Source organism: Halopseudomonas salina, from assembly GCF_014637955.1.
GTDB lineage: Bacteria > Pseudomonadota > Gammaproteobacteria > Pseudomonadales > Pseudomonadaceae > Halopseudomonas > Halopseudomonas salina.
Genome location: NZ_BMFF01000009.1, coordinates 43069 through 68345 on the forward strand (window position 1 = coordinate 43069; position 25277 = coordinate 68345).

Sequence of the window (25277 nt, forward strand, 5' to 3'; positions counted from 1 at the left end):
ATCAGAAAAGGCCGCCATATGTGCGGCCTTTTCTGTGGTTGCTTCACAAGCCTCGACAGGAAGGCTACGCTGCTCCCAGCTCCCCTCCGGAAAAAGCCCCATGCTGCGCTACTTTAGCCCTTTGCTGATTTTCATTCTGATCACCCAATTTTTTCTTGCAGGGGCGACTGCAGCCGCGGATGAGCTGACTGACGCGCTGAAAGAAGCCGAAGCAAAACTTGAAACCCTTGCCACCAGCAGCACGCCAGATGCTGAAAAACAGGAACTGCAGGAGATATATCAGAATACGATCGATTATTTACGCAAGAGCAAGGCCAAGGCTGCGGAGCTAAAGGAGCTACAGGATTTGCTGGCAAGCGCTCCCGAAGAAATTCGGCGGCTCCGCCAGCGCGTGGACACTATCAAGCCCCGGGAAATCGACAGCATTCGCACCGCGTTCGAGAGCCAGAGCCTTGAAGTGCTCGAAACAAGATTGACCGAGAAAGTCACCACCATGTTCGACTGGCAGAACCAACTGACAGCGATCAACAGCAACCTGATTGCTTCCCAGACCCGCCCGGAGCGAACTCAAGCCGAAGTGACCGCCAACCAGGCACGTAATCAGGCTATAGCCGAGGAATTGCGCAATCTACAGCGGCAGACCGACGGCCCTCAGAAAGCCGCTCGCATGGCCATGCTGAAAGCCGAACAACGGAGTCTGAAAGACACCAGCGACCTGTTACGTCAGGAGTTGGCGGTGAACAGTGTGCTGCAGGACTTGTCCAGCCAGCGCCGTGCCCTGATGAGCCAGCAGATTGCCGATATTGAACTCGAGATCCAGGCATTGCAGGATGTCATCAATGACAAACGTTTGAGTCAGTCTGAGCAAACTGTCAGTGATACCACCGCACAGGCCCTGCGCGGCGCGACAAACCATGACTTGCTCAAGACACAGGGCAGCCTGAACCGCCGCCTTAGTGAGGAACTGCTTGCCGCGACGACCGAAATGGGTGAATTGACCCGCAAGAACATCATTACCAAGCAGCAAATCGACAGTGCGACGCAAATCGAAAACGCCCTTGAGCAGCAGATCAATGTGCTGGAAGGCAGTGCCCTGCTTTCCCGTATCCTCCATCAGCAGAAACAGGCTCTGCCAACGGTGCGACTGGATACACGTATCGCCGATCGGGTAGCTGATCTGCGTCTGCGCGAGTTCGAGCTCAATCAACTCCGCGAACAGTTGGCCACGCCGGAGGCCTATCTGGAAAAGCTCCTTTCACCGATCCCCACAGAGCAGCGTGAGTTGCTGCGCGATGACATACGCGAAGTGATCGCCAGTCGCTCGCTTCTGACCGAGCAACTGAGCAACAACATCAGCACGCTGCTCAGCCTGGCAATCACACTGCAGATCAACCAGCGCCAGCTACAGCAACTGAGTCGTCAGTTGAGCCGGACCATCGATGATCAACTCTTCTGGGTCGCCAGCAGCCGTCCGATAGACAAGCCCTGGATGCAGGCCTTGCCCGGGCAATTGAGCAATCAATTCGATGATCTGAAACTCAAAGAGCAGGCAGGCACCCTGGCATCGACTGTGAGCGCTCGCTGGCCAGGTCCGGCGCTTCTGGCGTTGCTCCTGGTGGTGTATGCCTGGCGCCGCCGCCGGTGGCGCGCGCAATTACGTGACATCAATGCAGATGTGGGACATTTCCGTCACGATAGTGCCAAACATACACCCAGGGCCCTGGGCCTGATCGCTCTCATTGTGCTACCAATACCCGTTATATTCTGTGGTATCGGCATTTTGCTGACCCTTGGCGATCCGGCGCCCTTGCCGGCGGTGGGCACCGCCCTGATGAAGCTTGCGGTAGCCTGGTTTGTACTGCATTTTCTATACCGTGTACTTGAGCCCAAGGGTATCGCTATCCGGCATTTTCGCTGGGATAGCCAACTCGTAACACGTCTGCATCACCTCATCCGCAACGTATCCTGGGTACTGCTGCCGCTGGTACTGGTCATCGCGCTGAATGCAGCAGCACCCGGGCACCTGGGTAATGATGTCATCGGCCGATTGACCATGGTGATCGGCATGTTGCTCCTGAGCTTGCTGCTGGGGCGGGTCATGTGGAAAACAGAGCCGCTTTACCATTCAAGGGTTTTGCACCTCGGCGCCACGCTGCTTCTGGTGCTGGCACCCCTTGCTTTGGCCGGCATGTCGTTCTGGGGGTATCACTACACCGCCACGCGACTGGCTGACCGCTTCTTTATCACCCTGTACCTGATTGCCGGATGGATGGTTGTACAGGGCACCGTGTCCCGCAATTTGAACGTCGCGGGCCGGCGACTGGCCTACCAACGCGCCCTGAACAAACGGCAAGCAGCGCAGCCGCGCGAACCCCAGGACGCGGAAATGGGCGTCGAAGTGCCCGAAATGGATATTCGCCAGATCAACCAGCAATCCTTGCGCCTGGCGCGCCTGATTCTGTCGATCATCTTTGCAGTGCTGGTTTACCTGACCTGGGCTGATCTGCTGAGCGCGACCTCCTACCTTGAGTCGGTCACCCTTTGGGAATACAACAAGGGCACCTCGGACAATCCGATGATGGCTCCGATCAGTGCCGGCGATGTACTGGGCGCCCTGGTGATAGTAGTCCTGACCGTGACCCTTGCACGCAACCTGCCTGGGCTGCTGGAAATACTCGTGCTGTCACGATTGAATTTGCGTCAGGGCAGCAGCTATGCGATCACCACTCTGCTCAGCTACGTGATTGTCAGCGTTGGCGTGGTGTATGGATTGTCTGCACTGGGGGTGAGCTGGAACAAGCTGCAATGGCTGGTGGCGGCCCTGAGTGTGGGGCTGGGCTTTGGTCTCCAGGAGATTTTTGCCAACTTCGTGTCAGGTCTGATCATTCTGTTCGAGCGACCGATCCGCATTGGTGACGTGGTGACCATCGGTGAACTGTCAGGCACGGTGAACCGCATACGCATTCGCGCCACTACCATCACCGATTTTGACCGCAAGGAAATCATCGTTCCGAACAAGACGTTCGTGACCAGCCACCTGATCAACTGGTCCCTTTCAGATACCGTGACACGGGTAATCATCAAGGTCGGGGTGGCCTACGGATCAGACCTGGCAAAAACGCGTGAACTGCTGATGCAGGCCGCGAGAAACAACGCCCGGGTACTGGATGACCCTGAGCCTCTGGTGCTGTTCCTGGCTTATAACGAGAGCACCCTTGACCACGAACTGCGGGTCCATGTACGCGAACTGATAGATCGCAATCTCGCCATCGACGAGATCAATCGGGATATCGACAAACTCTTTGCGGAGAACGGTATCGAAATCGCCTTCCGCCAGCTGGACGTCAATCTGCGTACCAGTGCAGGACTGGAAAAACTGATCTTCAGTCAGCGCGAGGACAGGAGCCCTGCGCACCCCGACCAGGATCCGGAAGATTCGCCGCGGAGCACCAACGACGGCAGGCCCGGTGCCGCGTCGCAGCCAAAGCCGGCGTCGCCAGACAGTGAGTCGGTGTTAGGCGCCGGCCCGGACAGTCCTACAGTCTGAACGCATGCAGGTTCAGGCCTGTTAGCGCGGATCCATGCTTGAAGCTTTCATGGCCTAACAAGCACAATAGCCGCCTTTCCTCTATCGAGTGTGTTGCGTCATGCCCAGAGCCGCAGAACTGAAAAAAGGCCAGATCGTCCAGATCAACGGTCAACCTTACATCGTGTCGCAGATCGACGTGAAAAGTCCCTCCTCGCGCAGCGGAACCACACTGTACAAGGTGCGCTTCAACCACGTGCAGACCAAGCAGAAGCTCGATCAGAGCCTGACCGGCGATGACATGCTCGCACCCATCGACTTCCAGAAGCGCGCCATTCAGTATCTTTATCAGGACGTCGACGGCTACACCTTCATGGATAACGAGGACTTCGCCCAGTTCACACTCAGCGCCGATCAGATCGAAGACCAGATCGAATATATTCACGACGGTGTTGCCGGTCTCTACGGCCTGATTGTCGAGGGCAATCTGGTCGGAGTCGAACTACCCGCTGTAGTGGAAATGCCCATCGAGGAAACGCCCCCGGCGATCAAGGGTTCTTCCGCCAGCGCCCGTACCAAGACTGCACGCTTTGCCACCGGCCTGGAAATTCAGATACCCGAGTACCTGGAAACCGGCGAAGTGGTGCGTATCAATACCGAATCCGGAAAATTCATGTCCCGCGCCTGACGCGGCAACAGGAGCTACCTAATGAGTCAATCACCACTGGTTATCGATCCGCCCGGCCAGGCAGATGCCTGCATTATCTGGCTGCACGGCCTGGGCGCTGACCGCTACGACTTCGTACCGGTCGTCGATGCACTGAATCTGCCTGCCGGCCACGGCTTGCGGTTCATTTTCCCCCAGGCGCCAACGCGCCCCGTTACCATCAATGGCGGCATGCCGATGCCCAGCTGGTACGACATTATCGGCATGTCTCCGGCACGTGCAATCAGCCAGGAACAACTACAGGAATCAGCCGATACAGTGCGCGCAATTGTGGACGAGCAGATCGCCAAGGGGATCAAGGTCGAACGTATTATCCTTGCCGGCTTTTCCCAGGGCGGCGCTGTGGTACTGCACTCTGCCCTGCAATCGGGGCTACCTTTGGCCGGCGTCATGGCGCTTTCTACCTATGGCCCAACGATCGAAGACCTTTTGGAAAAGACTGACAAAAAGCTCGACATGTTCTTTGCCCACGGCCGTCAGGACGCAATGGTGCCCCACGCAATGGGCCGGCTGGCCCACGATCTTGTGGAGAAAGCCGGACATCGCCCACAGTGGCACGATTACAACATGGGCCACGAGGTCTGCCCGCAGGAGATCGCGGATATCAATGGCTGGCTGCGTCAACGCCTGAGCTTATAAGCAAAACGCTCTAAGCACCCTGACAGATATTGATCAAAAAATAACCTGTCAGGGCTTCGCTAGAGAGCCCCCTTGCTTTACACTGGCCGGTGATCATTCAAACGCCATGTAGAGAGACGCCTGTGCTGAAAGCACTGAAAAAGCTGTTTGGGGCCACAGATGCCTCCGTCGATAAAAACCAGCAAGCCACCCGCAAGGATTCCAGCACCACTGCCACCAACCAGGCCGGCGCACAGCCAAAACCGGCACGCAGTGCTCCACATTCACGCCAGCCGCAAGCCAGCCAGGCACGTAAGGAATCCAGGCCGCCCCAGAACACCCAGCCCGAGAGACAGAACCCGCCGCGGGCCGAAGCCAGGCCAGACCCCAAACCGGCAGCAAAACCCTGGTCCCGCTCCGATTTTGTCGTCGAGCCCGCCGAAGGCAAGACCCGCTTCCATGACTTCCCGCTTCCCGACAGCCTGATGCAGGCCATTCAGGCCCAGGGATTCAGCTACTGCACCCCTATTCAGGCACAGGTTCTGGGCAATACGCTCAAGGGTCACGATGCAATCGGACGAGCCCAGACAGGTACCGGCAAAACCGCAGCCTTTCTGATTTCTACCATTACCCAGTTGCTTGAGACGCCACCACCGGATGAGCGCTTCATGGGTGAACCCAGGGCCCTGATAATTGCACCGACCCGCGAACTGGTGATGCAGATCGCCAATGATGCGATAGGTCTGACAAAGCACTGCAATCTGAACGTGATGTCCTTTGTCGGCGGGATGGATCTGGACAAACAGATCAAGCAACTGGAAAAACGCCATTGCGACATCCTGGTTGCTACCCCCGGTCGCCTGCTGGACTTCTGCAACCGAGGAGAAGTGCACCTGGATTTGATCGAGGTATTGATCCTCGATGAGGCCGATCGCATGCTGGACATGGGCTTTATCCCACAGGTGCGTCAGATTATTCGTCAGACCCCGCGCAAGGGTGATCGGCAGACCCTGCTGTTCTCGGCGACATTCAGTGACGACGTCATGAACCTGTCCCAACAGTGGACGCAGGACCCGGCAATTGTCGAGATCGAGCCGGAACGTGCCGCCTCGGCCAACGTCGACCAACAGGTGTATGCAGTCAGCAGCAGTGACAAGTACACCCTGCTCTACAACCTGATTACCCAGCTGGATCTGACCCGGGTCATGGTGTTTGCCAATCGCAAGGATCAGGTCAGACGCATACAGGAACGTCTGGTACGCGACGGCATCAACGCAGCACAACTGTCCGGCGACGTCCCGCAGAACAAGCGTGTCCGGACCCTGGACAACTTCCGTGACGGCACATTACGAGTACTGGTGGCCACCGATGTGGCGGGGCGCGGCATTCATGTCGACGGTATCAGCCATGTGATCAACTACACGCTGCCCGACGATCCCGAAGATTATATCCACCGTATCGGCCGTACGGGTCGCGCTGGCGCCAAGGGCACCTCGATCAGCTTCGCCTGCGAGGATGATGCTTTCCAGATTCAGCCAATCGAGGAACTGCTGGGCAACAAGCTGGTATGCATCCCGCCGGAAACCCACATGCTGCAGAAGGTTCCTGCTCGCAACCAGACGGATGACGAAAGAGCCGCTAGCGATGCAAATGAGGCGGAACAGGCCGCAGCTGCGGCAGCCAATCGCAAACGAGCGAACGGCGGTGACAGGCAGCGACGTCGCTAGGCCGGGCAATATCCTGCAGCAAAAGCATACGCCTTCAATTCTGGCTGCATCTTGCTGCGTAACCTGGTCTATCAATATAACGGGATTTTCAGCCCCCTGAATATGCCCGCTGGTCTGTTCGCAAAATTTCACCAAATTGCCCTCACCACGCTTGTGAATGTCATCCCAAATGCGCTATATGTTTTTTAACCGGCCGATTACTGCAGGTGATCCCTTGATACCTGCAGCTCTATCGAGCCGGTCCTGCGGACTGCCAGACGCTGCCAGCAGCGACTGATACAGTTTCGGATATACCGCTCCTGCGAGGTGCCAGCTTATGGAAGCGTGCGGACCAACCCGACACACCTTCTACGTCCTCGATACCAACGTCCTGATCCACGACCCAAACGCCATCCTCAACTTCGAAGAACATCACGTCATCATCCCAATGACTGTTCTTGAAGAACTCGACAAGCTCAAATCCGGAAAAACCAGCATCGCTGCAGATTGCCGTCAGGCCATTCGCCTGATTGACCTCACCCTTGCCGACGCACCACCGGAGCTAGTGGAACAAGGGGTGCCCATTCAGCGTGGCAAGCTGGGCACCAATGGCAGTCTGGCCATTCTCATGGATCGTAATATTATCCCCGCTCATTGCCTGCCCAATGACCTTAACGACAACAAGATCATCAATCAGCTCTGTCATTTACAGAGTCGTCATCCCGAAGTTCGCGTCGCGTTGGTGTCCAAGGACATCAACATGCGACTCAAGGCGCGGGGCTGTGGGATTGATGCCGAGGACTATCACACTGATCAGTTGGTCGACGACATAGCACTGCTGGCGCGTGGTTACCATGAGATACCCGGTTCATTCTGGGATTCGGTCACCCGTGTTGAAACCCACCAGCGCCTGGGCAAGACGGTTCATGAAGTCCAATTGACGGAAAAAATGCCGGGCTTGCATATCAACGACTTCATTATCGATGGTCAGGGGTTCATTGGCTGGGTGTCTTCTATTGACGGAGACAGGGTAGTGCTGCGTGATCTGCATCAGGAACCCTTGCTGCACCAGGAGGCCTGGGGGTTGAGGCCCAGGGATATCTTCCAGGCTCTGGCGATGTATGCGCTACTCGATCCAGACATCCATCTGGTCAACCTGACCGGCGCCGCCGGCTCGGGCAAAACCATCCTGGCGCTGGCCGCGGCAATCGAACAAACCATGGTCAGCAAAACCTATCGCCGGATCATCGCGACTCGCAGCACCCAAGGGCTGGATGAGGATATTGGATTTCTACCCGGTACCGAAGCAGAGAAGATGGAGCCGTGGCTGGGCGCCATTACCGATAATCTGGAAGCCCTGCACATGGACGATGAAAGCACCCATGGTAGCGTGGAATACATACTCGATCGTGTACCGCTGCAGTTCAAATCACTGAACTACATCCGCGGCCGCAGCTTCCAGCAGAGCTTTATTCTAATTGATGAGAGCCAGAACCTGACTCCACATCAGATCAAAACCATCATCACCCGCGCCGGAGCCGGCTCCAAGGTGGTTTGCCTGGGCAACCTCGCCCAGATCGATACGCCCTATCTTAACGCCACCAGCTCGGGACTCACCTACCTTACCGAATGCTTCAAGGACTTCCCCCACGGCGTCCACATCCACCTGCAGGGCGTACCGCGATCTGTACTGGCCGAGTACGCTGAAACGCATCTCTGAATCGGAGCCACAAGCTTCAAGCTTCAAGCTTCAAGCGGCATGAAGTGTACTTCTGGTTCCTCGGACTGAGCTCGGCTCCGAGGAACCAGCAACTTCTGGTTCAATTCTTTCAGCTTTCAGCTTGTAGCTTGTAGCTTGCCGCTTGCCGCTTGCCGCTTGCCGCTATTAACCCCTCCTATCACTCCGATACAGAGCACAGCCCAGCTCAATCCGGCATAATGAACCCAATCATTCAAGGAGGTTTATATGCTGTTGGTCATTTCGCCTGCCAAAACCCTAGACTACGAAACGCCCCCGGTTACCAGCACCCATAGCAAACCGCGCTTCCTTGAACACAGCCGCGAGCTGATCGACATACTTCAGGAAAAGTCACCGCAGGATATTGCCGAATTGATGTCCCTGTCCGACAAACTCGCCAGTCTCAACGTTGCGCGCTATGGCAGTTGGAGTGATAGCTTCACGAAAGCCAACAGCAAACAGGCACTGCTTGCCTTCAAGGGCGATGTTTACACCGGCCTGGCCGCCGAGGATTTTACCGAGGACGATTTTGCCTTTGCCCAGGATCACCTGCGCATGCTATCGGGACTTTATGGTCTTTTGCGCCCACTGGACCTGATGCAGCCCTATCGGCTGGAGATGGGCACCAAACTGGCAAATTCTCGCGGCAAGGACCTTTATAGCTTCTGGGGTGAGCACATCAGTGAATGGCTGAACAAGGACCTGAAAAAGCAAGGCGACGATATTCTGGTGAACTTGGCCTCACAGGAGTATTTCGGTGCAGTTAAGCCCAAGGCGTTGAAAGCACGGGTGATCGACACTGTATTCAAGGATCAGAAAAACGGTGAGTACAAGATCATCAGCTTCTACGCCAAGAAGGCACGCGGGCTGATGGCCCGTTACGTGATCAAGGAGCGGCTGGAGGATCCGGAAAAACTGAAAGAATTCGACCTGGATGGCTACTATTTTGATGCAACCAGTTCGACCCCGGACAAACTGGTCTTCCTGCGCGACGAGCAGCATTGATGTAATGTCTGGATCATAAATCCAGACGGCCGCGAACACTGCCCTGTGAGCACCATTAACTGCTGCTTGGTTGACGCCCCTGGTCAATCAGACATCCAGGGGGAATTCAAACTGTAGCTAGCAGCGGTTAGTGGTCGAAACCGGGGTTAACCCGCTGCAGCTTGCGCAGCAGCGCAGGCCAGGCAATATTGCCACCGGCGCCACGCGTTACCTTGCGCATGCTTTCCTTGGCACCATCAAGAATGGCTTGAGGAATGGTGATCAGCTCACCACTGCCCGCCTGGGCCGCAATCTGAATCTCGCAGCAACGCTGCAGCGTATACATCCCCAGGAAGGCTTCAGCCACAGACTTGCCGCACGTCATCAGGCCGTGGTTACGCAATACCATGGCATTGGTCTTACCCAGGTCAGCCTGCAGACGAGCCTTTTCCTCTTCGTTCAGAGCCACACCCTCATAGTCGTGGTACGACAAGTTGCTCAGTACGAAGATTGACTGCTGGGAGATCGGCAGGATGCCCTCTTTTTGTGCCGACACGCCGACACCGGCGGCGGTATGCGTGTGCAACACACAGGCCGCATCGTGGCGTACTTCATGCACAGCGCTGTGAATGGTAAAGCCTGCCGGATTGATATCGTAGGGCGTATCCATCAATTTGTTGCCCTGCAGGTCGATCTTGACCAGATTGGATGCAGTCATTTCCTCGAACATCAGGCCGTACGGATTGATCAAAAAGTGCTCGGTACCTGGAATTTTTGCCGAGACATGGGTAAACACCACATCATCCCAACCGTACATTGCTATCAGGCGATAGCAGGCCGCAAGATCAACACGGGTCTGCCACTCATCGGCACTGACCTGATCTTTCACGTCCACTACCGGGAGGGGTTGTATTGCATTCATCGTGTCAATCCTCATTCTGTTGGGTTTGGGCTACGCACATAGTGACCAACTTGCGGCATACTTGCGCAAATCAATAGGAAGGAGTGTAAGGCGTGACAGAGAAAAGGACTGTCAAGCACTTTACAGTGTCCCCAGCGCCAGACGCCTCGATGTTCCGCGAGCTGTTGCTACGTAATCGCTGGCTGCGCGATCTTCCGAGTGAGTCCCTGGACGATATGGCCAATATGGCCCGCTTGCTGCGGCTTGACGATGGGCAGTTGCTGCATGCCAAGGATGATCCTGCAGATGGTCTATACGGCGTAGCCAGTGGCGCCATAAAGGTTAGCAGCACTGGACTGGATGGCCGCGAAGCTGTGCTGACAGTGCTCAGCCCGGGCAGCTGGTTTGGTGAAATCTCGTTGTTTGACGGCCTGCCGCGAACACACGACGCCCATGCGATGGGGCTTACCGAACTGATCATGATTCCACGCCGGGGGTTTCAGGACTTGCTGAACCGCCGGCCGGAGTTGTATCCGCATTTCATGCAACTGCTTTGCCGCCGCATCCGGTTGTCGTTCGCGATGCTAGAGGACAGCGCGCTGCTGCCCTTGTCATCGCGGCTGGCGAAACGACTGCTGATGCATGCTCACAATTACGAGAACACTGATCAGGGCACAAACCAGGCTACCATTCAGTTATCCCAGGAGTCTCTGGGGCTTATGCTCAACAGCTCCCGGCAAAGCGTCAACAAGCTTTTGAAACGCCTGGAACTGGCCGGCTGGTTGCGCGTCCACTACGGCCAGATCGTGATCCTGGACGAAACTGCGTTGGCGCGCCTGGCCCGTGGAGAGGTGGCGGCAGACATCTAGGCAGAGTGAGTAAGTGACTCGATGAACTGGTCAAGCCAGGGCTCGGCATCAAGCTCGGGGGACACCGTTTCGCTGGCATCCAGACGCAGCATTGGCAGTGATTCCAGGGCCTGCAACTCGAGAAGCAGCTCCCTGAGCTGCTCGCCTCCCTGGCAGAACGTATCTCCGTAAGCCGAATCACCCAGGCCGATGACTGCAAAGTGCTTGCCGGTAAACAACGGAAAGCGATCTTGCAATTCGGTAAAAAAAGGCACGAAGGAGTCCGGCAGCTCACCCATGCCGGTAGTTGAAACGCAGCCCAGGATAATATCTGGAGCAGCTTCAAGCAGGGCGTCCACACTGGCTGGCTTGATTCTGGAAACTTCCAGACCCGCTGCACGGCACCGCTGCGCAGCCTCATCTGCAACAAGATCTGCAGTGCCGTAAACTGAACCGCTGATTACAACTAAATGCATGCCAACCTCGACGCTACCAATGTAAAGGCCCCTATTATGCCGCAGTCTTTGCCCATTGGTGCGGTGGACAGCGCCGGATGTTGCTATAGAATGTGAACACACTTACGGAGAACGCTGTTGCAATGATCAATGCCAAACTACTGCAGCTCGTGGTTGATGCGTCCAATGATGGAATTGTCGTTGCCGAACAGGAAGGCGATGACAATATCCTGATTTACGTCAACAAAGCTTTCGAGCGACTGACCGGATACGGAACTGATGAGATTCTCTATCAGGATTGCCGTTTTCTGCAGATGGAAGACCGCGATCAGGAAGGTCTGCGTGCCATACGCGACGCCGTAAAGAAAGGCGAGCCCTCTCGGCAGATCCTGCGCAATTATCGCAAGGACGGCACTATGTTCTGGAATGAGCTATCAATTACCCCGGTTTACAATCAGGCCGATCAACTCACCTACTTTATCGGCATTCAGAAAGATGTGACCGGCCAAGTGCAGGCAGAGCAGCGGGTAGCGGAGCTGGAGAAGGAAGTTGCGGAACTGCGGGCCAACTTGAAGTAACTGCCAGATCTGGCGGTTGAGTTGTGAAGGATTCAAAAAACCCCGGTAGCCCGAAAGGGGAAGATGGCTACCGGAGTGCGCAGCTTTGAAGAGGACCTCCGCATCTCTGCAGGGGTTGTACATAAGTTATACATTAATAACATTTTTGTACAGCCCCGTACGTAACCAGATATTCCAAACGATGCCGTCAATTGGGCGGCGGATCAAAACGCCCCATCAGCAGCCCTCGCACCTGGGTGATGACTTCCTGCCCCTGCACTGCAAGAACCCTTATTCCAGCCCTCTCCAACTCGGCAGGTTGCACTGCGCAAACAGGGCCAGCGACTGCAACCTGACAGGCAAGTGACTGCTCCAGGCGAGGCAGGCTCTTGCTGAGCGCCTCGGGATCCAGAGCGTGATTGCCGTAAAGCAGCAAAAGGTCACAGCCAGACTGTTCCGCCATTGCAGTCAGTTCTGCATAGGAAGAAATGCCAGGCACCAGGGTGACGTTCGCGTCAGCTTCTGCAACAACGGCAGCAGCACTCAAAAACTCGAACTCATGACCATATCCGGGTAGGGCCGCCATTAATACCGTCGGCAAGCCAGGACGCAGGTAGCTTATGCGCTGGAACAGACGACCCCGCACAAAGGCATCAAGGAATGACCACTGGCCGGAAATCCCGTTCGGGTCAGCGTTATCGCGGAACATCTGCCAAACAGGCAGTACGATGTCGCGCAGGACTGTAACAACTGGAAAGGTGGAATATACCTGGCCGTAGACACTGTCGAGTCGACCCAGATCGACACTGTTGACCGCGTCTACCAGCTTCGCCTGCCATTCCCTCAATCCGGCAGCACCATCAGCCCTCGATGACTCATGTTCAACGACTGAGGCCTGACTGACCGCTACTTCCCGGTCAATAATTGAAGCGACCTTGCTCACCGCCACGCCACGATCAATCCAGGCCGTGACTTTGCGTACGCGCTCTATGTCGGCCATGGAATACAATCGGTGCCCGCTATCAGTACGGTGAGGAACCAACAATCCGTAGCGACGCTCCCAGGCACGGAGTGTGACCGGATTGACGCCGGTCAGGCGCGAAACTTCTCGTATCGGGTAAAGATCTTCGCCCTCCAGTTCCGCATCAAGGGCTGCATACATCGGATCGTTGGTTTTGGTCATATCTGTTTACAGAGGAAGTCGGTATCAAGGCCTTTAGCGTTTGCGGAAACCGCATCTGGCCCGTTAGATTGCTTGCCTATTGTACAGAACTTGCGCAGCAGCAAAAGCATGTACACACGCAGTCTTACGCCGAACGGAGCAATCCTGTGCGAATCAACAACCCAGAGTGGCCTCTGACACTGTATTACGATGGTGAGTGTCCATTGTGTCTGCGCGAAATACGCATGTTTCAGGGACGAAATCATAAGGGTCGACTTGAGTTGGTGGACATAACGCAGCCATCCGTCATGCCCTTGCCCGGCCTCACCCGCGCAGACATGCTCGACTGCCTGCATGCACAGTTCAGGGATGGAAAACTGGTCACCGGAATTGACGCGACGTACTGGAGTTACATGTCCGTGGGGCTGGACTGGCTGGTGATGCCGCTCAACTGGTCTTGGGCGCGCCCATTCTGGCTGTGGGCATACCGTCAATTCTGTCGCCTACGCCCCACTCTGGCCCGCATCATACCCATGCCGGGAGCTGATTCTGACACCATCTGCGAGAGCGATCGATGCGCGCCAAAGAAGAAGCGCAACTAGCGTCCTATGACCTCATCCTGCGCAACTGTCACCTGCAGTACAGGAGACGTTACCCCATGGCGGCGCAGTTCCCTCTGCAACTGCATCACGGATAACCAGTATATCGGGCTGCGATCGCTCCCCGTCACCATCACAGTTCCAGCTTCCCGCGTAACTACCCTAACCGCATAACGATTCAATCCACTATGCGTGATAATATTGATATTCAGTACGTTGCCTTCACGCCACGCAGTACGGAGTTGTCTGAGATTCACTGGAGTCTTCCTGCCTTGATCGTACCGGGAATGCCTCTTGCTCGGTTTGTGCAACACAAGAAGCAAATGGCAATACTAATATACTGTACAGATTACTAATCTCGTATAAGTTTAGCAAAGGATTTGGCCGTTTGGTCCGTTGCCGCTGTACCCCCGGACTGAACGGCCGAGTCCTAACCCTGAACAAGAGAAGCCTATGACGATCAGCGAAACCATACTGATTACAGGTGGTGCACAACGTGTGGGACTTCACTGTGCCCGGCGTCTGGTTGAGGATGGTTACAGGGTAATCATCACCTGCCGTACCATGCGGCCCGAATGGCAGGACCAGCCACTGAATGGTATTGAAGTCATGCTGGCGGACTTTTCAACCCTGGCAGGGATTGAAGACTTTATACGTCGTTTACACCAACGCGCACCTGTTCTAAGGGCGATCGTCCATAACGCGTCTTTGTGGCTGGATGATCACCAGGGTGCGCAGGCCATGCAGCAGATGTACATGGTGCATGTACAGGCGCCCTACCTCATCAACAGAGCTGCAGAAGCCTTGCTGGACCCCCAACAGGTAACCGATATCATCCACCTTACCGATCACGTGGCCCAGCGTGGAAGCAAGAAGCATATGGCCTACTGTGCGAGCAAGGCGGCTTTGGAAAATCTCACCCTGTCCTTCGCCGCACAGTTCGCGCCACGCGTCAAAGTCAACTCGATCGCCCCCGCGTTGATCATGTTCAACACTGACGATAACGACGAATACCGCCGCAAAACGCTTGAAAAATCGGCGCTGGGCATTGAGCCCGGTCCGGAAGTGGTTTACCAGTCCATCCGCTATCTGATGGATAACACCTACGTAACCGGTACCAGTCTGACCCTGAATGGCGGCAGGCACCTGAAATGACCCTGAAGAGACTCCTCAGATGAGCCTAGAAAACCTCACCCGCAATTACCACGACATCATCTCCAACCTCGGCGAAGACCCCGAGCGAGATGGGCTCAAGGGCACACCACAGCGAGCGGCAAAAGCAATGCAGTTTCTGTGCAGGGGGTATGACCAATCCCTGGAAGAGATCGTCAACGGCGCATTGTTTGCCTCGACCAATGACGAGATGGTCATCGTCAAGGACATCGAGCTTTACTCTCTGTGCGAACACCACATGCTGCCATTTATCGGCAAGGCTCACGTGGCCTACATACCAACAGGCAAGGTTATAGGGCTTTCCAAGGTGGCACGCATCGTAGACATGTACGCGCGGCGCCTGCAGATTCAGGAAAACCTCACGCGCGAGATAGCCGACGCTCTGCAGTCGGTGACGAATGCCAAGGGCGTGGCCGTGGTCATCGAGGCCAAGCACATGTGCATGATGATGCGCGGCGTGGAAAAGCAGAATTCCTCCATGCACAGCTCGGTGATGCTGGGCGCCTTCCGCGAGTCCTTCAACACCCGGCAGGAATTTCTGCAACTGATCGGACGGTGAACATGAGCAAGCTGACACCCGGCATGGCGCGCATTCGAGTCAAGGATCTGCGGTTGCGCACCTATATAGGCATCAAGGAGGAAGAAATCCTCAATCGCCAGGATGTGGTGATCAACCTGACCATCCTGTATCCGGCGGCCGAGGCAGTGGAAGTCAATCAGATCGACCAGGCTCTCAACTACCGGACTATTACCAAGGCCGTCATCAGCCACGTCGAGGAAAACCGGTTTGCCCTCCTCGAACGTCTCACCCAGGAAATTCTTGACCTGGTTATGGCTCATACTCAGGTGAGGTACGCCGAGGTTGAAGTCGACAAGCCCCACGCACTGCGCTTCGCCGAATCTGTTTCTATTGCACTGAGCGCCGAGCGGGAAGCCTGAAAGGCAAATTATTGCTGCCAATGCGCGGTGTCAGTATGATCGCAGCCAGCGCCCAATTGCCGTTTCAACCCGCGGAGCCGAACATGACCAAGCAAGAGCGTATCGAACTGGAAGCTGCAGCATTTCGTGATCTGCTAGCCCACCTGAACAGCCGTAAGGACGTTCAGAATATAGAGTTGATGACCCTGGCCGGCTTCTGTCGCAACTGCTTGTCCAAATGGTACAAGGCCGCCGCCGATGACATGGAGATCGAGCTGAGCATGGATGAGGCCAGAGAAGCCATTTACGGTATGCCCTACGCGCAATGGAAAGCTCATCACCAGAAAGAAGCGAGTCCGGCGCAGCAGGCTGCATTCGAGAAAGCTCAGCGCGGAGCGGATAAAGGGTGAAACGCCAACAATTGCTCGACACGCTCGGGACACCGGATCATCGTTTCAGCGATACCCTTGGTTTTATTGATGCGCATTATCTGTATCAACCGAGCGGCTTCGATAATGGCCCGGTCCGCAATAACGCAGGGGAGAATCAGGGCTCGTGCAAGGTACTGGCGATGGCTCTGGACCTTGGGCTCGATGACCTTCAAGCATTGCAATGCTTTGCCGAACATTATCAATCCGTATTGGCAAACCCGGATGGCCAAGACCACGCCAACATCCGTGCGCTGCGCGACCATGGTCTCGCAGCGGTCAAGTTTGACTCATCCCCCCTGACCCGGCGTTAAGCGCCGTTCGCCACAGATGCTGCGGAGCCTCGATGCCCACTAGACAACTTGATCCTGCCGGCGCTTTTCCGGCTACCTCCCTGGGACGACGACTGATGGTCGCCGGCTATGACCTGTTTCTTCTGATCGCGGCCTGGATGGTTATCACCTTTGCCTATCTGGGCATCCATATTTTCTTCACGGGTGAGCAGGTCGCACAGCAACAGGCAGAGGCGGGGGGGTTTATCGGGGACTACCTGCTGACGCTGATCATTTTCGGGGTGAGCCTGCTGTTCTATCTGATTTTCTGGACGCTCAAGGGGCAGACCCTGGGAATGCAGGTGTGGCGTATTCGGGTCCAGCAACCCGGCGGTATGGCTATCACTCGGCGGCAGGCGGTCATCCGGTTTCTGGTCGCCCAAGTTGCCTGGCTCTCTCTGGGACTCGGCTTTGCCTGGTCGATATGGGATTCGAAATCCCGGACCTGGCACGATATGGCATCGGGCACCGAACTGGTCACCTTGCCCAAGGGCACGTTCAAAAAGTGAGCGCGCCCGAGCGCGTTTGCGCTTAACCAGCCCGCTTCAGCAACACGCCACCAAGCACGAAGAGCACCAGAATTGGCGCCATGACTGCCATCAGGGGTGAGAAGCCGAAAACCAGACTCGAAGGCCCAAGCAGGTCCTGGATAATGCGAAAACTGAACCCAACCAGCACCCCGGTAAAAACTCTCTGTCCCAGAGTCACCGAGCGCAGCGGGCCGAATACGAAGGAAATGGCGACAAACACCAGGGCAAGCGTCGCCAGAGGTTGCAGCAGTTTTTTCCAGAAGGCCAGCCGGTACTGTGCATTGCTCAGGTTCTGCTCGGCCAGATAACTCTGATAGTGCCAGATCCCGGAAAGAGAGAGCACTTCGGGATCGAGCACCACCACACTGAGCAAATCCGCCGACAGTAATACATTCCAGCGCTCCTGTGCGCTGGCTACGACTTCCGTACGATCAGACTCGGGGAAGCGCGTGGTCTGCACGTCCGTCATCAACCAGGTCTCTTCCTCGACAACGGCACGACTGGCAAAACTGGCCTCAAGCAATTGACGCTCGCCATCAAAGCGGTAGCGAGTAATGCCCCGCAGCGCACCATCGGGCTGCACCGCATTGATATGCAGAAAATCATTCCCTTCACGATGCCAGAAACCCCGCGACTTGAAAGCCTGTTCCGTACCCTGAGCGATAGCACGTCGGCTTTCGGCAATATTCTCGCTGTAAGGTGCCGCGTATTCACCCAGCAGCACGCCAGCCAGCAAGATCACCAGCAATGGCTTGAAGACGGCTGCAACAATACGCGGAATCGATACGCCAGCGGCACGCATGATCGTCAGCTCGGAATTGCTCGCCAGGGTACCCAGGCCTATCAGACAACCGATCAGGGCCGCCAGAGGCAGCATCTCGTACAACCGTCGTGGCAGGGTGAAAAGCGTATATACAAGCGCATCCAGTGCGCCGTAGCTGCCCTCGACGTCGTCCAGTTCGCCGATAAAGGCAAAGAGCAGGTCCAGCCCCAGCACAATCAGCGCCACAACCAGAATACTGAACAGCACAGTGGAACCGATATGCCGATCAAGAATGCGCATGGCTGACCTCCCGTGGGGCAGGCTGGCGCATCAGAGCCTGCCGATTGAGAGCAACGCCTATGAGTAGAAACAACACGTGCACCCACCACAGCCCCAGTGCAGGTGGCAACTTCCCGGATTCCATCCAGCCGCGAGCACTGATCAGCATCGCCAGATAGGCCATATACAGCATGACCGCAGGCAGCAATTTCAAAAAACGCCCTTGCCGCGGATTGACCCTGGACAAGGGCACCGCAAAGAAGGCGACCACAAATACCAGCAAGGGTATGGCAAGTCGCCATTGCAGCTCGGCCTGCAAATCGACATCCGTCTGTCCGAACAACGCCAGTGTTGGCATTGCCTCGTGATCTGTTACTTCGGTGGCAAGTTCAGGCTTGGGTAACAATACGCCGTAGGTGTCATAGCTGATGACCCTGAAGTCCGCTGTTCCGGGAGTACCGTCATAGCGATATCCGTCGTATAGCACCAGATAACGGCTACCGTCGGCATTCATCTGTTGGCGCCCAGTTTCCGCTACCAACACGCCTACCCGGGTGTCATCCATACCGCCAGCGCGTTCGGTAATGAAAAGATCCTGCAACTGCGTGCGATCTTCCGACAGCCCACCCGCGTAGGTCACACGCTGGCCGCTGCCCAGAGACTGAAAGCGACCGGCAGCCAGCGTGTCGAACTCAGTCATGGCTGCCTGTTCGTTGAATAGCTGTTGCGTCTTGAGCACGCCTGCCGGCGCTACCCATAAACTCAACAGCGCCACAATCGCAGCCACGACCAGCGCCGAGCCCTGGGTATACCAGAGAATACGTCGGTCGCTGAACCCGTTGGCCGACAGCACTGTCATTTCGCTGTCCAGATACATACGCCCGTAGGCCAGCAAAATACCCAGAAACATGCCCAGCGGAAGAATAAGCACCACGAAGCCCGGCAGCCGGTAACCCATGATCAGAAACAGCACACCGGGATCGAGCTGACCTGCTGCTGCCTGCGCCAGATACTTGATGAAACGACCGCTCATGATGATAAGCAGCAGCACGCCGCTGACGGCAGTCAGGGTTATCAGGACTTCACGGCTTAGATAACGAAAAACAATCACAATAACTTCCTTGGCCCCAGGCCCACGAATGAGCCAGAATGAGGGGATATCGAGTCTGGTTGCAAGCGCAACTCCGGTCATGGCGCATGGCAGTCCGGCTCGCGGACTGTATTATCAGTCAATCAACATCATTTGTCTTGGGGAGTACCAATGGACTTCAACGTCAAGCACGGCACACTGGAAACCATCAAGAGCGGCTGTCTGGTCGTAGCCATCAGCGAGGGAGCGGATCTTGATGGCCCTGCTGCCGAACTCGACCGCGCCTGTAGCGGCCAGATCAGCGCCGCGATCAAGCATGGCGACATCACCGGCAAGAGCGGTCAAACGCTGCTGCTATTCGGCTTGCCGGGCGTGACAGCCCAGCGGGTGCTGCTGGTAGGTCGCGGCAAGGAAGCTGAACTCAACGATAGACAGTTCCGCAAGCTGGTGCAAAAAGTCATAAACACGCTGAAAGATGGCGGAGCCACTGACGCCTTGATCACGCTCGCCGAGTTGCCGGTGACCGGTCGGGATCTGTATTCAAGAGCCCGCCTGATGCTGGAAACCGTACGCGAGAATCTGTACCAGTTTGACCAGTTCAAGACGCAGAAGGCCATCAAGCCGCGCCTGAAAAAATGCCTGGTCTGGTCGGCTGACAAGGCTGACGCGGAAGTGCTCAAGCGTGCCGTAACACACGCGCAGGCCATCGGCGACGGCATCGACCTGACCCGGACGCTGGGCAACCTGCCTGGCAATGTCTGCACGCCATCCTATCTGGCCAGCCAGGCCAAAGAGCTGGGCAAGGCCTACAAGGAACTGGACGTCGAGATTCTCGAGGAAAAGGACATGAAGGCCCTCGGCATGGGCGCCCTGTTATCAGTCAGCGCTGGTAGCGCCGAGCCAGCCAAGCTGATTCGCATGAGCTATCAGGGCGGCAAACCCAAGGACAAACCCCATGTTCTGGTCGGCAAGGGCATAACCTTTGACACAGGCGGCATCAGCATAAAGCCGTCGCCCAACATGGACGAAATGAAGTACGACATGTGCGGTGCAGCTACGGTCTTTGGCGTCATGAAAGCAGCCGTGGTCCTGCAGTTGCCGATTAACATTGTCTGCCTGGTAGCTGCGGCGGAAAACATGCCCAGTGGCACTGCTACCAAGCCTGGCGATATTGTGACCAGCATGTCCGGACAGACTATCGAAATCCTCAATACCGACGCCGAAGGCCGCCTGGTGCTCTGCGATGCGCTGACCTACGCCGAGAAGTTCAAGCCAGCCAGCGTGGTCGACATTGCCACCCTGACAGGCGCGTGCATTGTGGCGCTGGGCAGCAATGCTTCGGCTGTCATGGGTAACAATGACGAACTGGTGCAGCAACTGCTCAGCGCCGGCAAGCAGGCCGATGACCGGGCTTGGGAATTGCCTCTGTTCGATGAATATCAGGAGCAGCTGGACAGCCCCTTCGCCGACATGGCCAACATCGGTGGGCCCAAGGCGGGCAGCATTACCGCTGGCTGCTTCCTGTCGCGCTATGCCAAGGCCTATCCGTGGGCGCACCTGGATATTGCCGGTACAGCCTGGACCAGCGGCGGCAAGGATAAAGGCGCCTCCGGCCGCCCCGTACCCCTGCTGATGCAATATCTGCTCAACCAGGCCGGCTAAATAAAACAGCGGCAAGCGACAAGCTTCAAGCGGCAAGTTGGCCGTGCGAGCTGAACCATCGGCGCAGGAGCTGGAAGCCAACAGTTTGGGGTTGGCTTTTGGCTTTTGGCTTGAGGCTTGAGGCTTGAGGCTTGTAGCTTGTAGCTTGTAGCTTGTAGCTTGTAGCTTGCCGCTTGCCGCTTGCCGCTTGTAGCTTGTAGCTTGTAGCTGAGGGTTCTATGACGCGTATTGATTTCTACCTGCTGACCAGCGCCAATCCGGAGCTGCGACTGGATTATGCCTGCCGACTGGCCCACAAGGCCTGGAGCAAGGGACACCGCGTTTACATCAACTGCAACGATGAAGCACAGGCAGAAACGCTTGATCGGCTTTTATGGAGTTTTCGCGCCGATACTTTCCTACCCCACGCATTGGCTTCAGACGACGCTCAACAAGCCGTGGTCTGCGGTTGCGGCGAACCGCCCGCGGCGCACAACGATCTGCTGATCAACCTGGCGGACACTACTGCAGACTCGTTCAGCCGCTTCAGTCGGATGGCCGAGATCGTTATCGAACACGATCCCGTGCGCTTGCCAGCACGCGAGCGATTTCGCTTTTACCGCGAACGGGGCTATCCTCACCAGACCCATCAGATACGGATAGCGGGATGAATCATGGCGCAGCGCGACCCTTCAGAACCATCACGTCTGCTCAAGGATCTGGAGTCCATTCGCACTCTGCTGGACGAGCCTGCTGAAGCGCAGAACGCTTCAGCCTCCCACCTTGACTCAGGCTTGCAGAAAGCGACTACCAGTGAAGACGCCCAGCTTGATATTCCGCTGCTGCAAGACATTATTAGCGATGCACCAGGCCTGGATCTCAGTCAGCCGCTGACCCCTGTGGTAATCGATAAGCCCCATTCGCCGGCCTCCGCTCCCTTGCCGTCGTTACCCGCAAGACCCACCGCACCCAAGCCCAACCCATTTTTGCCATATGACCAACTGGCCAGACTGGCCGAGGAACGTGTGCAGCTGGATCGCCTGATGGCCGGCCACATACCACCTCCCCCGACGCACCCCGCGACCAGGCAAAGCACCAGGCGCGACAGCGCCCACACCGGCGCCCGGGAAGTTCGCATGGAAGCCCGCCTCCAGGCCGAAGCCCAGTTGATCCTACAGGAAGTCATCGACGACCTGATGCCGACCATTGAGGCCGAACTGCGCAATCGCCTGCAGGACAAGCTGCAACAGATGGTGCGCGAACAACTTAAATAAGTACCTGCGGGCTGGGCCTTGATGCTCCGTGCCCGCTATAATGCCCGTTTTTCGCGACGATTCCGGCCCCGCCCACGGCGCAACCGGCCTGCACGTCGCCGACTGACCAACCGGATACCCAGCATACCCATGGAAAAGACCTACCAGCCCCACGCCATCGAATCTTCCTGGTACCAGAACTGGGAGCAGAACAACTACTTCGCACCCCAGGGCTCGGGCGAGTCCTACACCATTGCGCTGCCGCCACCCAACGTGACCGGCAGCCTGCACATGGGCCATGGTTTCAACAACGCGATCATGGACGCCTTGATCCGCTTCCGCCGCATGCAGGGCCGCAACACCCTGTGGCAGCCTGGTACCGACCACGCCGGCATTGCGACGCAGATGGTGGTAGAACGTCAACTCGGCGCCCAGGGTCAGTCGCGTCACGACCTGGGCCGTGAACAGTTTCTGGAAAAGGTCTGGGAATGGAAGGAAGAGTCCGGCGGCAACATCACCCGCCAGATCCGTCGCCTGGGCAGCTCGGTGGACTGGAGCCGCGAACGCTTCACTATGGACCCAAGCATGTGCGAAGCGGTCAAGGAAGCCTTCGTGCGTTTGCACGAGGACGGCCTGATCTATCGCGGTAAGCGCCTGGTGAACTGGGACCCGGCGCTGCATACAGCCATATCTGATCTGGAAGTCGAGAACCACGACGAGACCGGCTCACTGTGGAACCTGCGTTATCCTCTGGCTGACGGCGCCATTACCGCCGATGGCAAGAACTATCTGATCGTCGCCACGACCAGGCCCGAGACCATGCTCGGCGATACCGCGGTAGCGGTGAATCCGCAAGACGAGCGTTATCAGGCACTGATCGGCAAATTCGTCGAATTGCCGCTGGTGGGCCGACGCATCCCGATCGTTGCCGACGACTACTGCGATCCCGAGTTCGGTACCGGTTGCGTGAAGATCACCCCAGCCCACGACTTCAACGACTATGAAGTCGGCAAGCGCCACGCCATGCCGCTGATCAACATACTCGACAAGGACGCGGCCATCCTGCCCCGCGCCCAGATCTTCAATATCGATGGCAGCGTCAATACCACTGTCGATTCGAGCCTGCCCGAAGCCTATGCCGGGCTCGATCGTTTCGAAGCGCGCAAACGCATCGTCGCCGACTTCGACGCCGCCGGCCTGCTCGAGAAGATCGAACCCCACGCCCTCAAGGTGCCCAAGGGCGACCGTTCGGGCGTGGTCATCGAGCCCTGGCTGACCGACCAGTGGTATGTCTCAACCAAACCGCTGGCCGAGCCGGCCATCGCCGCCGTAGAGGACGGTCGCATACAGTTCGTACCCAAGCAGTACGAGAATATGTATTTCAGCTGGATGCGCGACATCCAGGACTGGTGCATCTCCCGCCAACTGTGGTGGGGCCACCGCATCCCGGCCTGGTATGACGAGGCAGGCAATGTCTATGTCGGCCGCGACGAAGCAGAAGTGCGCGCCAAGCACAATCTGGGCGACGCTGTGCTGCGTCAGGATGAAGACGTACTCGATACCTGGTTCAGCTCAGGCCTCTGGACCTTCTCTACCCTCGGCTGGCCCGAGCAGACCCAGGCACTGAAGACTTTCCACCCGACCGACGTGCTGGTGACCGGCTTCGACATCATCTTCTTCTGGGTCGCGCGCATGATCATGCTGACCATGCACCTGATGAAGCATGAGGACGGCAGCGCCCAGGTACCCTTCAAGACGGTCTACGTACACGGCCTGGTACGGGATGGCCAGGGCCAGAAGATGTCCAAGTCCAAGGGCAACGTGCTCGACCCGCTGGATATCATCGACGGCATCGACCTGGAGTCCCTGGTGTCCAAGCGCACCAGCGGCATGATGCAGCCAAAGATGGCGGCGAAGATCGAGAAGCAGACCCGGGATGAATTCCCCGACGGCATCGCCGCCTACGGCACCGACGCCCTGCGCTTCACCAACTGTTCACTGGCCTCCACCGGACGCGACATCAAGTTCGATATGGGCCGGGTGGAAGGCTATCGCAACTTCTGCAACAAGATCTGGAACGCCGCGCGCTACGTGATGATGCAGTGCGAAGACAAGGACACAGGTATCGATGGCAGTGCCGTGGAGCTGACCCTCGCCGATCGCTGGATCATCTCGGAGCTGCAACGCACTGAGACCGAAGTGACCCGCCAGCTCGACCAGTTCCGTTTCGACCTGGCCGCGCAGGCGCTTTACGAATTTATCTGGAACCAGTACTGCGACTGGTACCTGGAACTATCCAAGCCGGTGCTGTGGGACGAGAATGCACCTGCCGAGCGCCAGCGCGGCACTCGCCGGACACTGGTGCGGGTGCTCGAAGCCGCCCTGCGACTGGCGCACCCGTTCATGCCCTTCATCACCGAAGAGATCTGGCAACGCATTGCACCGATGGCGGGCAAAAGCGGCCCGACCATCATGCTGCAGCCCTGGCCTCAGGCCGATGAAAGTCGTCTGGATGAAACCGCCGAGCAGGACATCGAATGGCTCAAGGGTCTGATCCTGGGTGTGCGTAACATTCGCGGTGAAATGAATGTGGCCCCCGGCAAGGAACTCGAATTGCTGCTGCGCAATGCCGGTGACGAAGATCGCCGCCGCCTGCAGGAAAACGAGGCATTCCTGAAGAAGCTGGCCAAGCTATCGTCAGTGATCGTGCTGGCAGCAGGCGACGAAGCTCCCCTGTCGGCCACCGCCCTGGTAGGCGAGCTGGAAGTGCTGGTACCCATGGCCGGACTGATCGACAAGGCCGCCGAACTGGCTCGCCTGGACAAGGAAATCCAGCGTCTCGAAGGAGAAACCAAGCGCATCGGCGGCAAGCTGAGCAACGCCGGCTTCGTCGACAAGGCGCCGCCAGCAGTCATCGACAAGGAGCGCGGCAAGCTCGCCGACGCCGAAAAGGCCATTGCCCAGCTCAGCGAACAACGTAGCCATATCGCCAGCCTCTAGGCTTGAAGCGGGCCGGATCAGAATCCGGCCCGCCCGGCCCCTGCAACAG

At 57.1% G+C, this 25277-nt stretch carries 23 protein-coding genes and 1 pseudogene; 19 read left to right on the forward strand and 5 right to left on the reverse strand.

Going from position 1 to position 25277, the window contains the following annotated elements:
- The first annotated feature begins 100 nt into the window (after positions 1–100).
- From mscK to yaaA, 6 genes and pseudogenes are all read left to right on the forward strand, one after another.
- Positions 101–3547 (forward strand): mechanosensitive channel MscK, encoded by a 3447-nt coding sequence (gene mscK / locus IEV54_RS16160; RefSeq protein WP_150279222.1) that lies wholly within the window; start codon positions 101–103, stop codon positions 3545–3547.
- Between the two features lie 100 nt (positions 3548–3647).
- A complete protein-coding gene (efpL, locus tag IEV54_RS16165) occupies positions 3648–4214 on the forward strand; it encodes an elongation factor P-like protein EfpL (RefSeq protein ID WP_150279221.1) in 567 nt (188 codons plus the stop codon).
- A 21-nt stretch (positions 4215–4235) separates the two neighbouring features.
- Complete coding sequence (locus tag IEV54_RS16170; RefSeq protein ID WP_150279220.1) at positions 4236–4892, forward strand: alpha/beta hydrolase; 657 nt, start codon at positions 4236–4238, stop codon at positions 4890–4892.
- Positions 4893–5014: 122 nt separating this feature from the next.
- Positions 5015–6487 (forward strand): annotated as a pseudogene (gene rhlB / locus IEV54_RS16175) (ATP-dependent RNA helicase RhlB); the annotation flags it as partial.
- A gap of 427 nt (positions 6488–6914) precedes the next feature.
- The gene (locus IEV54_RS16180; protein ID WP_150279218.1) at positions 6915–8297 is read left to right on the forward strand and encodes a PhoH family protein; all 1383 of its coding nucleotides are present in this window, start codon (positions 6915–6917) and stop codon (positions 8295–8297) included.
- Between the two features lie 246 nt (positions 8298–8543).
- Positions 8544–9320: a peroxide stress protein YaaA gene (gene yaaA / locus IEV54_RS16185; RefSeq protein WP_150279217.1), complete on the forward strand. Its 777-nt coding sequence runs from the start codon at positions 8544–8546 to the stop codon at positions 9318–9320.
- Between the two features lie 127 nt (positions 9321–9447).
- Here yaaA and IEV54_RS16190 read toward each other — a convergent pair whose 3' ends face one another.
- Positions 9448–10221 (reverse strand): class II aldolase/adducin family protein, encoded by a 774-nt coding sequence (locus tag IEV54_RS16190; RefSeq protein WP_150279216.1) that lies wholly within the window; start codon positions 10219–10221, stop codon positions 9448–9450.
- Positions 10222–10313: 92 nt separating this feature from the next.
- On the opposite strand from IEV54_RS16190, the gene IEV54_RS16195 reads away from it, so the two are divergent.
- The gene (locus IEV54_RS16195; RefSeq protein ID WP_150279215.1) at positions 10314–11069 is read left to right on the forward strand and encodes a Crp/Fnr family transcriptional regulator; all 756 of its coding nucleotides are present in this window, start codon (positions 10314–10316) and stop codon (positions 11067–11069) included.
- Here IEV54_RS16195 and IEV54_RS16200 read toward each other — a convergent pair.
- On the reverse strand, positions 11066–11524 hold the full coding sequence (locus IEV54_RS16200) for a flavodoxin domain-containing protein (RefSeq protein ID WP_150279214.1): 459 nt from the start codon (positions 11522–11524) through the stop codon (positions 11066–11068). The two genes, IEV54_RS16195 and IEV54_RS16200, sit on opposite strands and share 4 nt — an antisense overlap.
- Before the next feature lie 122 nt (positions 11525–11646).
- On the opposite strand from IEV54_RS16200, the gene IEV54_RS16205 reads away from it, so the two are divergent.
- Positions 11647–12081 (forward strand): PAS domain-containing protein, encoded by a 435-nt coding sequence (locus tag IEV54_RS16205; RefSeq protein WP_150279213.1) that lies wholly within the window; start codon positions 11647–11649, stop codon positions 12079–12081.
- A 187-nt stretch (positions 12082–12268) separates the two neighbouring features.
- Here the strand turns inward: IEV54_RS16205 and IEV54_RS16210 are convergent, their stop codons facing one another.
- Positions 12269–13243: a MerR family transcriptional regulator gene (locus tag IEV54_RS16210; RefSeq protein ID WP_150279212.1), complete on the reverse strand. Its 975-nt coding sequence runs from the start codon at positions 13241–13243 to the stop codon at positions 12269–12271.
- Positions 13244–13389: 146 nt separating this feature from the next.
- Between IEV54_RS16210 and IEV54_RS16215 the strand changes: the two genes are divergently transcribed.
- The 7 genes from IEV54_RS16215 to IEV54_RS16245 all read left to right on the forward strand — a co-directional run bounded on the left by IEV54_RS16215 (position 13390) and on the right by IEV54_RS16245 (position 17181).
- A complete protein-coding gene (locus IEV54_RS16215) occupies positions 13390–13824 on the forward strand; it encodes a thiol-disulfide oxidoreductase DCC family protein (protein ID WP_150279211.1) in 435 nt (144 codons plus the stop codon).
- A gap of 450 nt (positions 13825–14274) precedes the next feature.
- Positions 14275–14976, forward strand: a complete 702-nt coding sequence (gene folM, locus IEV54_RS16220) for a dihydromonapterin reductase (protein WP_150279210.1) — start codon at positions 14275–14277, stop codon at positions 14974–14976.
- Between the two features lie 19 nt (positions 14977–14995).
- Positions 14996–15553 carry a GTP cyclohydrolase I FolE gene (gene folE, locus IEV54_RS16225; RefSeq protein ID WP_150279209.1) on the forward strand — a complete coding sequence of 186 codons (558 nt, stop codon included), beginning with the start codon at positions 14996–14998 and terminating at the stop codon, positions 15551–15553.
- Between the two features lie 2 nt (positions 15554–15555).
- Complete coding sequence (gene folX / locus IEV54_RS16230) at positions 15556–15933, forward strand: dihydroneopterin triphosphate 2'-epimerase (RefSeq protein WP_150279208.1); 378 nt, start codon at positions 15556–15558, stop codon at positions 15931–15933.
- A gap of 83 nt (positions 15934–16016) precedes the next feature.
- Positions 16017–16322 (forward strand): DUF1244 domain-containing protein, encoded by a 306-nt coding sequence (locus IEV54_RS16235; RefSeq protein WP_150279207.1) that lies wholly within the window; start codon positions 16017–16019, stop codon positions 16320–16322.
- Complete coding sequence (locus IEV54_RS16240) at positions 16319–16654, forward strand: HopJ type III effector protein (protein WP_150279206.1); 336 nt, start codon at positions 16319–16321, stop codon at positions 16652–16654. The genes IEV54_RS16235 and IEV54_RS16240 overlap by 4 nt, the downstream gene beginning before the upstream one ends.
- Before the next feature lie 32 nt (positions 16655–16686).
- The gene (locus IEV54_RS16245; protein WP_150279205.1) at positions 16687–17181 is read left to right on the forward strand and encodes an RDD family protein; all 495 of its coding nucleotides are present in this window, start codon (positions 16687–16689) and stop codon (positions 17179–17181) included.
- A 22-nt stretch (positions 17182–17203) separates the two neighbouring features.
- Here the strand turns inward: IEV54_RS16245 and lptG are convergent, their stop codons facing one another.
- Together lptG and lptF are read right to left on the reverse strand one after the other, a co-directional pair.
- Entirely contained in the window at positions 17204–18265 is a 1062-nt protein-coding gene (lptG, locus tag IEV54_RS16250) for an LPS export ABC transporter permease LptG (protein ID WP_150279204.1), read from the reverse strand.
- Complete coding sequence (gene lptF, locus IEV54_RS16255) at positions 18252–19355, reverse strand: LPS export ABC transporter permease LptF (RefSeq protein WP_150279203.1); 1104 nt, start codon at positions 19353–19355, stop codon at positions 18252–18254. The genes lptG and lptF overlap by 14 nt, the downstream gene beginning before the upstream one ends.
- 150 nt (positions 19356–19505) lie before the next feature.
- Between lptF and IEV54_RS16260 the strand changes: the two genes are divergently transcribed.
- From IEV54_RS16260 to IEV54_RS16275, 4 genes are all read left to right on the forward strand, one after another.
- Positions 19506–20996, forward strand: a complete 1491-nt coding sequence (locus tag IEV54_RS16260) for a leucyl aminopeptidase (protein WP_150279202.1) — start codon at positions 19506–19508, stop codon at positions 20994–20996.
- Positions 20997–21214: 218 nt separating this feature from the next.
- Positions 21215–21646 (forward strand): DNA polymerase III subunit chi, encoded by a 432-nt coding sequence (locus tag IEV54_RS16265; RefSeq protein ID WP_150279201.1) that lies wholly within the window; start codon positions 21215–21217, stop codon positions 21644–21646.
- Positions 21647–21649: 3 nt separating this feature from the next.
- Entirely contained in the window at positions 21650–22249 is a 600-nt protein-coding gene (locus tag IEV54_RS16270; protein ID WP_150279200.1) for a hypothetical protein, read from the forward strand.
- A 129-nt stretch (positions 22250–22378) separates the two neighbouring features.
- On the forward strand, positions 22379–25228 hold the full coding sequence (locus IEV54_RS16275) for a valine--tRNA ligase (RefSeq protein ID WP_150279199.1): 2850 nt from the start codon (positions 22379–22381) through the stop codon (positions 25226–25228).
- The last annotated feature ends 49 nt before the right edge of the window (positions 25229–25277 follow it).

Excerpts from the sequence above, each read along its gene's own strand:
- mscK (WP_150279222.1), top strand. The coding sequence starts at position 101 with ATGCTGCGCTACTTTAGCCCTTTGCTGATTTTCATTCTGATCACCCAA.
- efpL (WP_150279221.1), top strand. The coding sequence starts at position 3,648 with ATGCCCAGAGCCGCAGAACTGAAAAAAGGCCAGATCGTCCAGATCAAC.
- IEV54_RS16170 (WP_150279220.1), top strand. The coding sequence starts at position 4,236 with ATGAGTCAATCACCACTGGTTATCGATCCGCCCGGCCAGGCAGATGCC.
- IEV54_RS16180 (WP_150279218.1), top strand. The coding sequence starts at position 6,915 with ATGGAAGCGTGCGGACCAACCCGACACACCTTCTACGTCCTCGATACC.
- yaaA (WP_150279217.1), top strand. The coding sequence starts at position 8,544 with ATGCTGTTGGTCATTTCGCCTGCCAAAACCCTAGACTACGAAACGCCC.
- IEV54_RS16190 (WP_150279216.1), bottom strand. The coding sequence starts at position 10,221 with ATGAATGCAATACAACCCCTCCCGGTAGTGGACGTGAAAGATCAGGTC.
- IEV54_RS16200 (WP_150279214.1), bottom strand. The coding sequence starts at position 11,524 with ATGCATTTAGTTGTAATCAGCGGTTCAGTTTACGGCACTGCAGATCTT.
- IEV54_RS16205 (WP_150279213.1), top strand. The coding sequence starts at position 11,647 with ATGATCAATGCCAAACTACTGCAGCTCGTGGTTGATGCGTCCAATGAT.
- IEV54_RS16210 (WP_150279212.1), bottom strand. The coding sequence starts at position 13,243 with ATGACCAAAACCAACGATCCGATGTATGCAGCCCTTGATGCGGAACTG.
- folM (WP_150279210.1), top strand. The coding sequence starts at position 14,275 with ATGACGATCAGCGAAACCATACTGATTACAGGTGGTGCACAACGTGTG.
- folE (WP_150279209.1), top strand. The coding sequence starts at position 14,996 with ATGAGCCTAGAAAACCTCACCCGCAATTACCACGACATCATCTCCAAC.
- folX (WP_150279208.1), top strand. The coding sequence starts at position 15,556 with ATGAGCAAGCTGACACCCGGCATGGCGCGCATTCGAGTCAAGGATCTG.
- IEV54_RS16235 (WP_150279207.1), top strand. The coding sequence starts at position 16,017 with ATGACCAAGCAAGAGCGTATCGAACTGGAAGCTGCAGCATTTCGTGAT.
- IEV54_RS16245 (WP_150279205.1), top strand. The coding sequence starts at position 16,687 with ATGCCCACTAGACAACTTGATCCTGCCGGCGCTTTTCCGGCTACCTCC.
- lptG (WP_150279204.1), bottom strand. The coding sequence starts at position 18,265 with ATGCGCATTCTTGATCGGCATATCGGTTCCACTGTGCTGTTCAGTATT.
- IEV54_RS16260 (WP_150279202.1), top strand. The coding sequence starts at position 19,506 with ATGGACTTCAACGTCAAGCACGGCACACTGGAAACCATCAAGAGCGGC.
- IEV54_RS16265 (WP_150279201.1), top strand. The coding sequence starts at position 21,215 with ATGACGCGTATTGATTTCTACCTGCTGACCAGCGCCAATCCGGAGCTG.
- IEV54_RS16270 (WP_150279200.1), top strand. The coding sequence starts at position 21,650 with ATGGCGCAGCGCGACCCTTCAGAACCATCACGTCTGCTCAAGGATCTG.
- IEV54_RS16275 (WP_150279199.1), top strand. The coding sequence starts at position 22,379 with ATGGAAAAGACCTACCAGCCCCACGCCATCGAATCTTCCTGGTACCAG.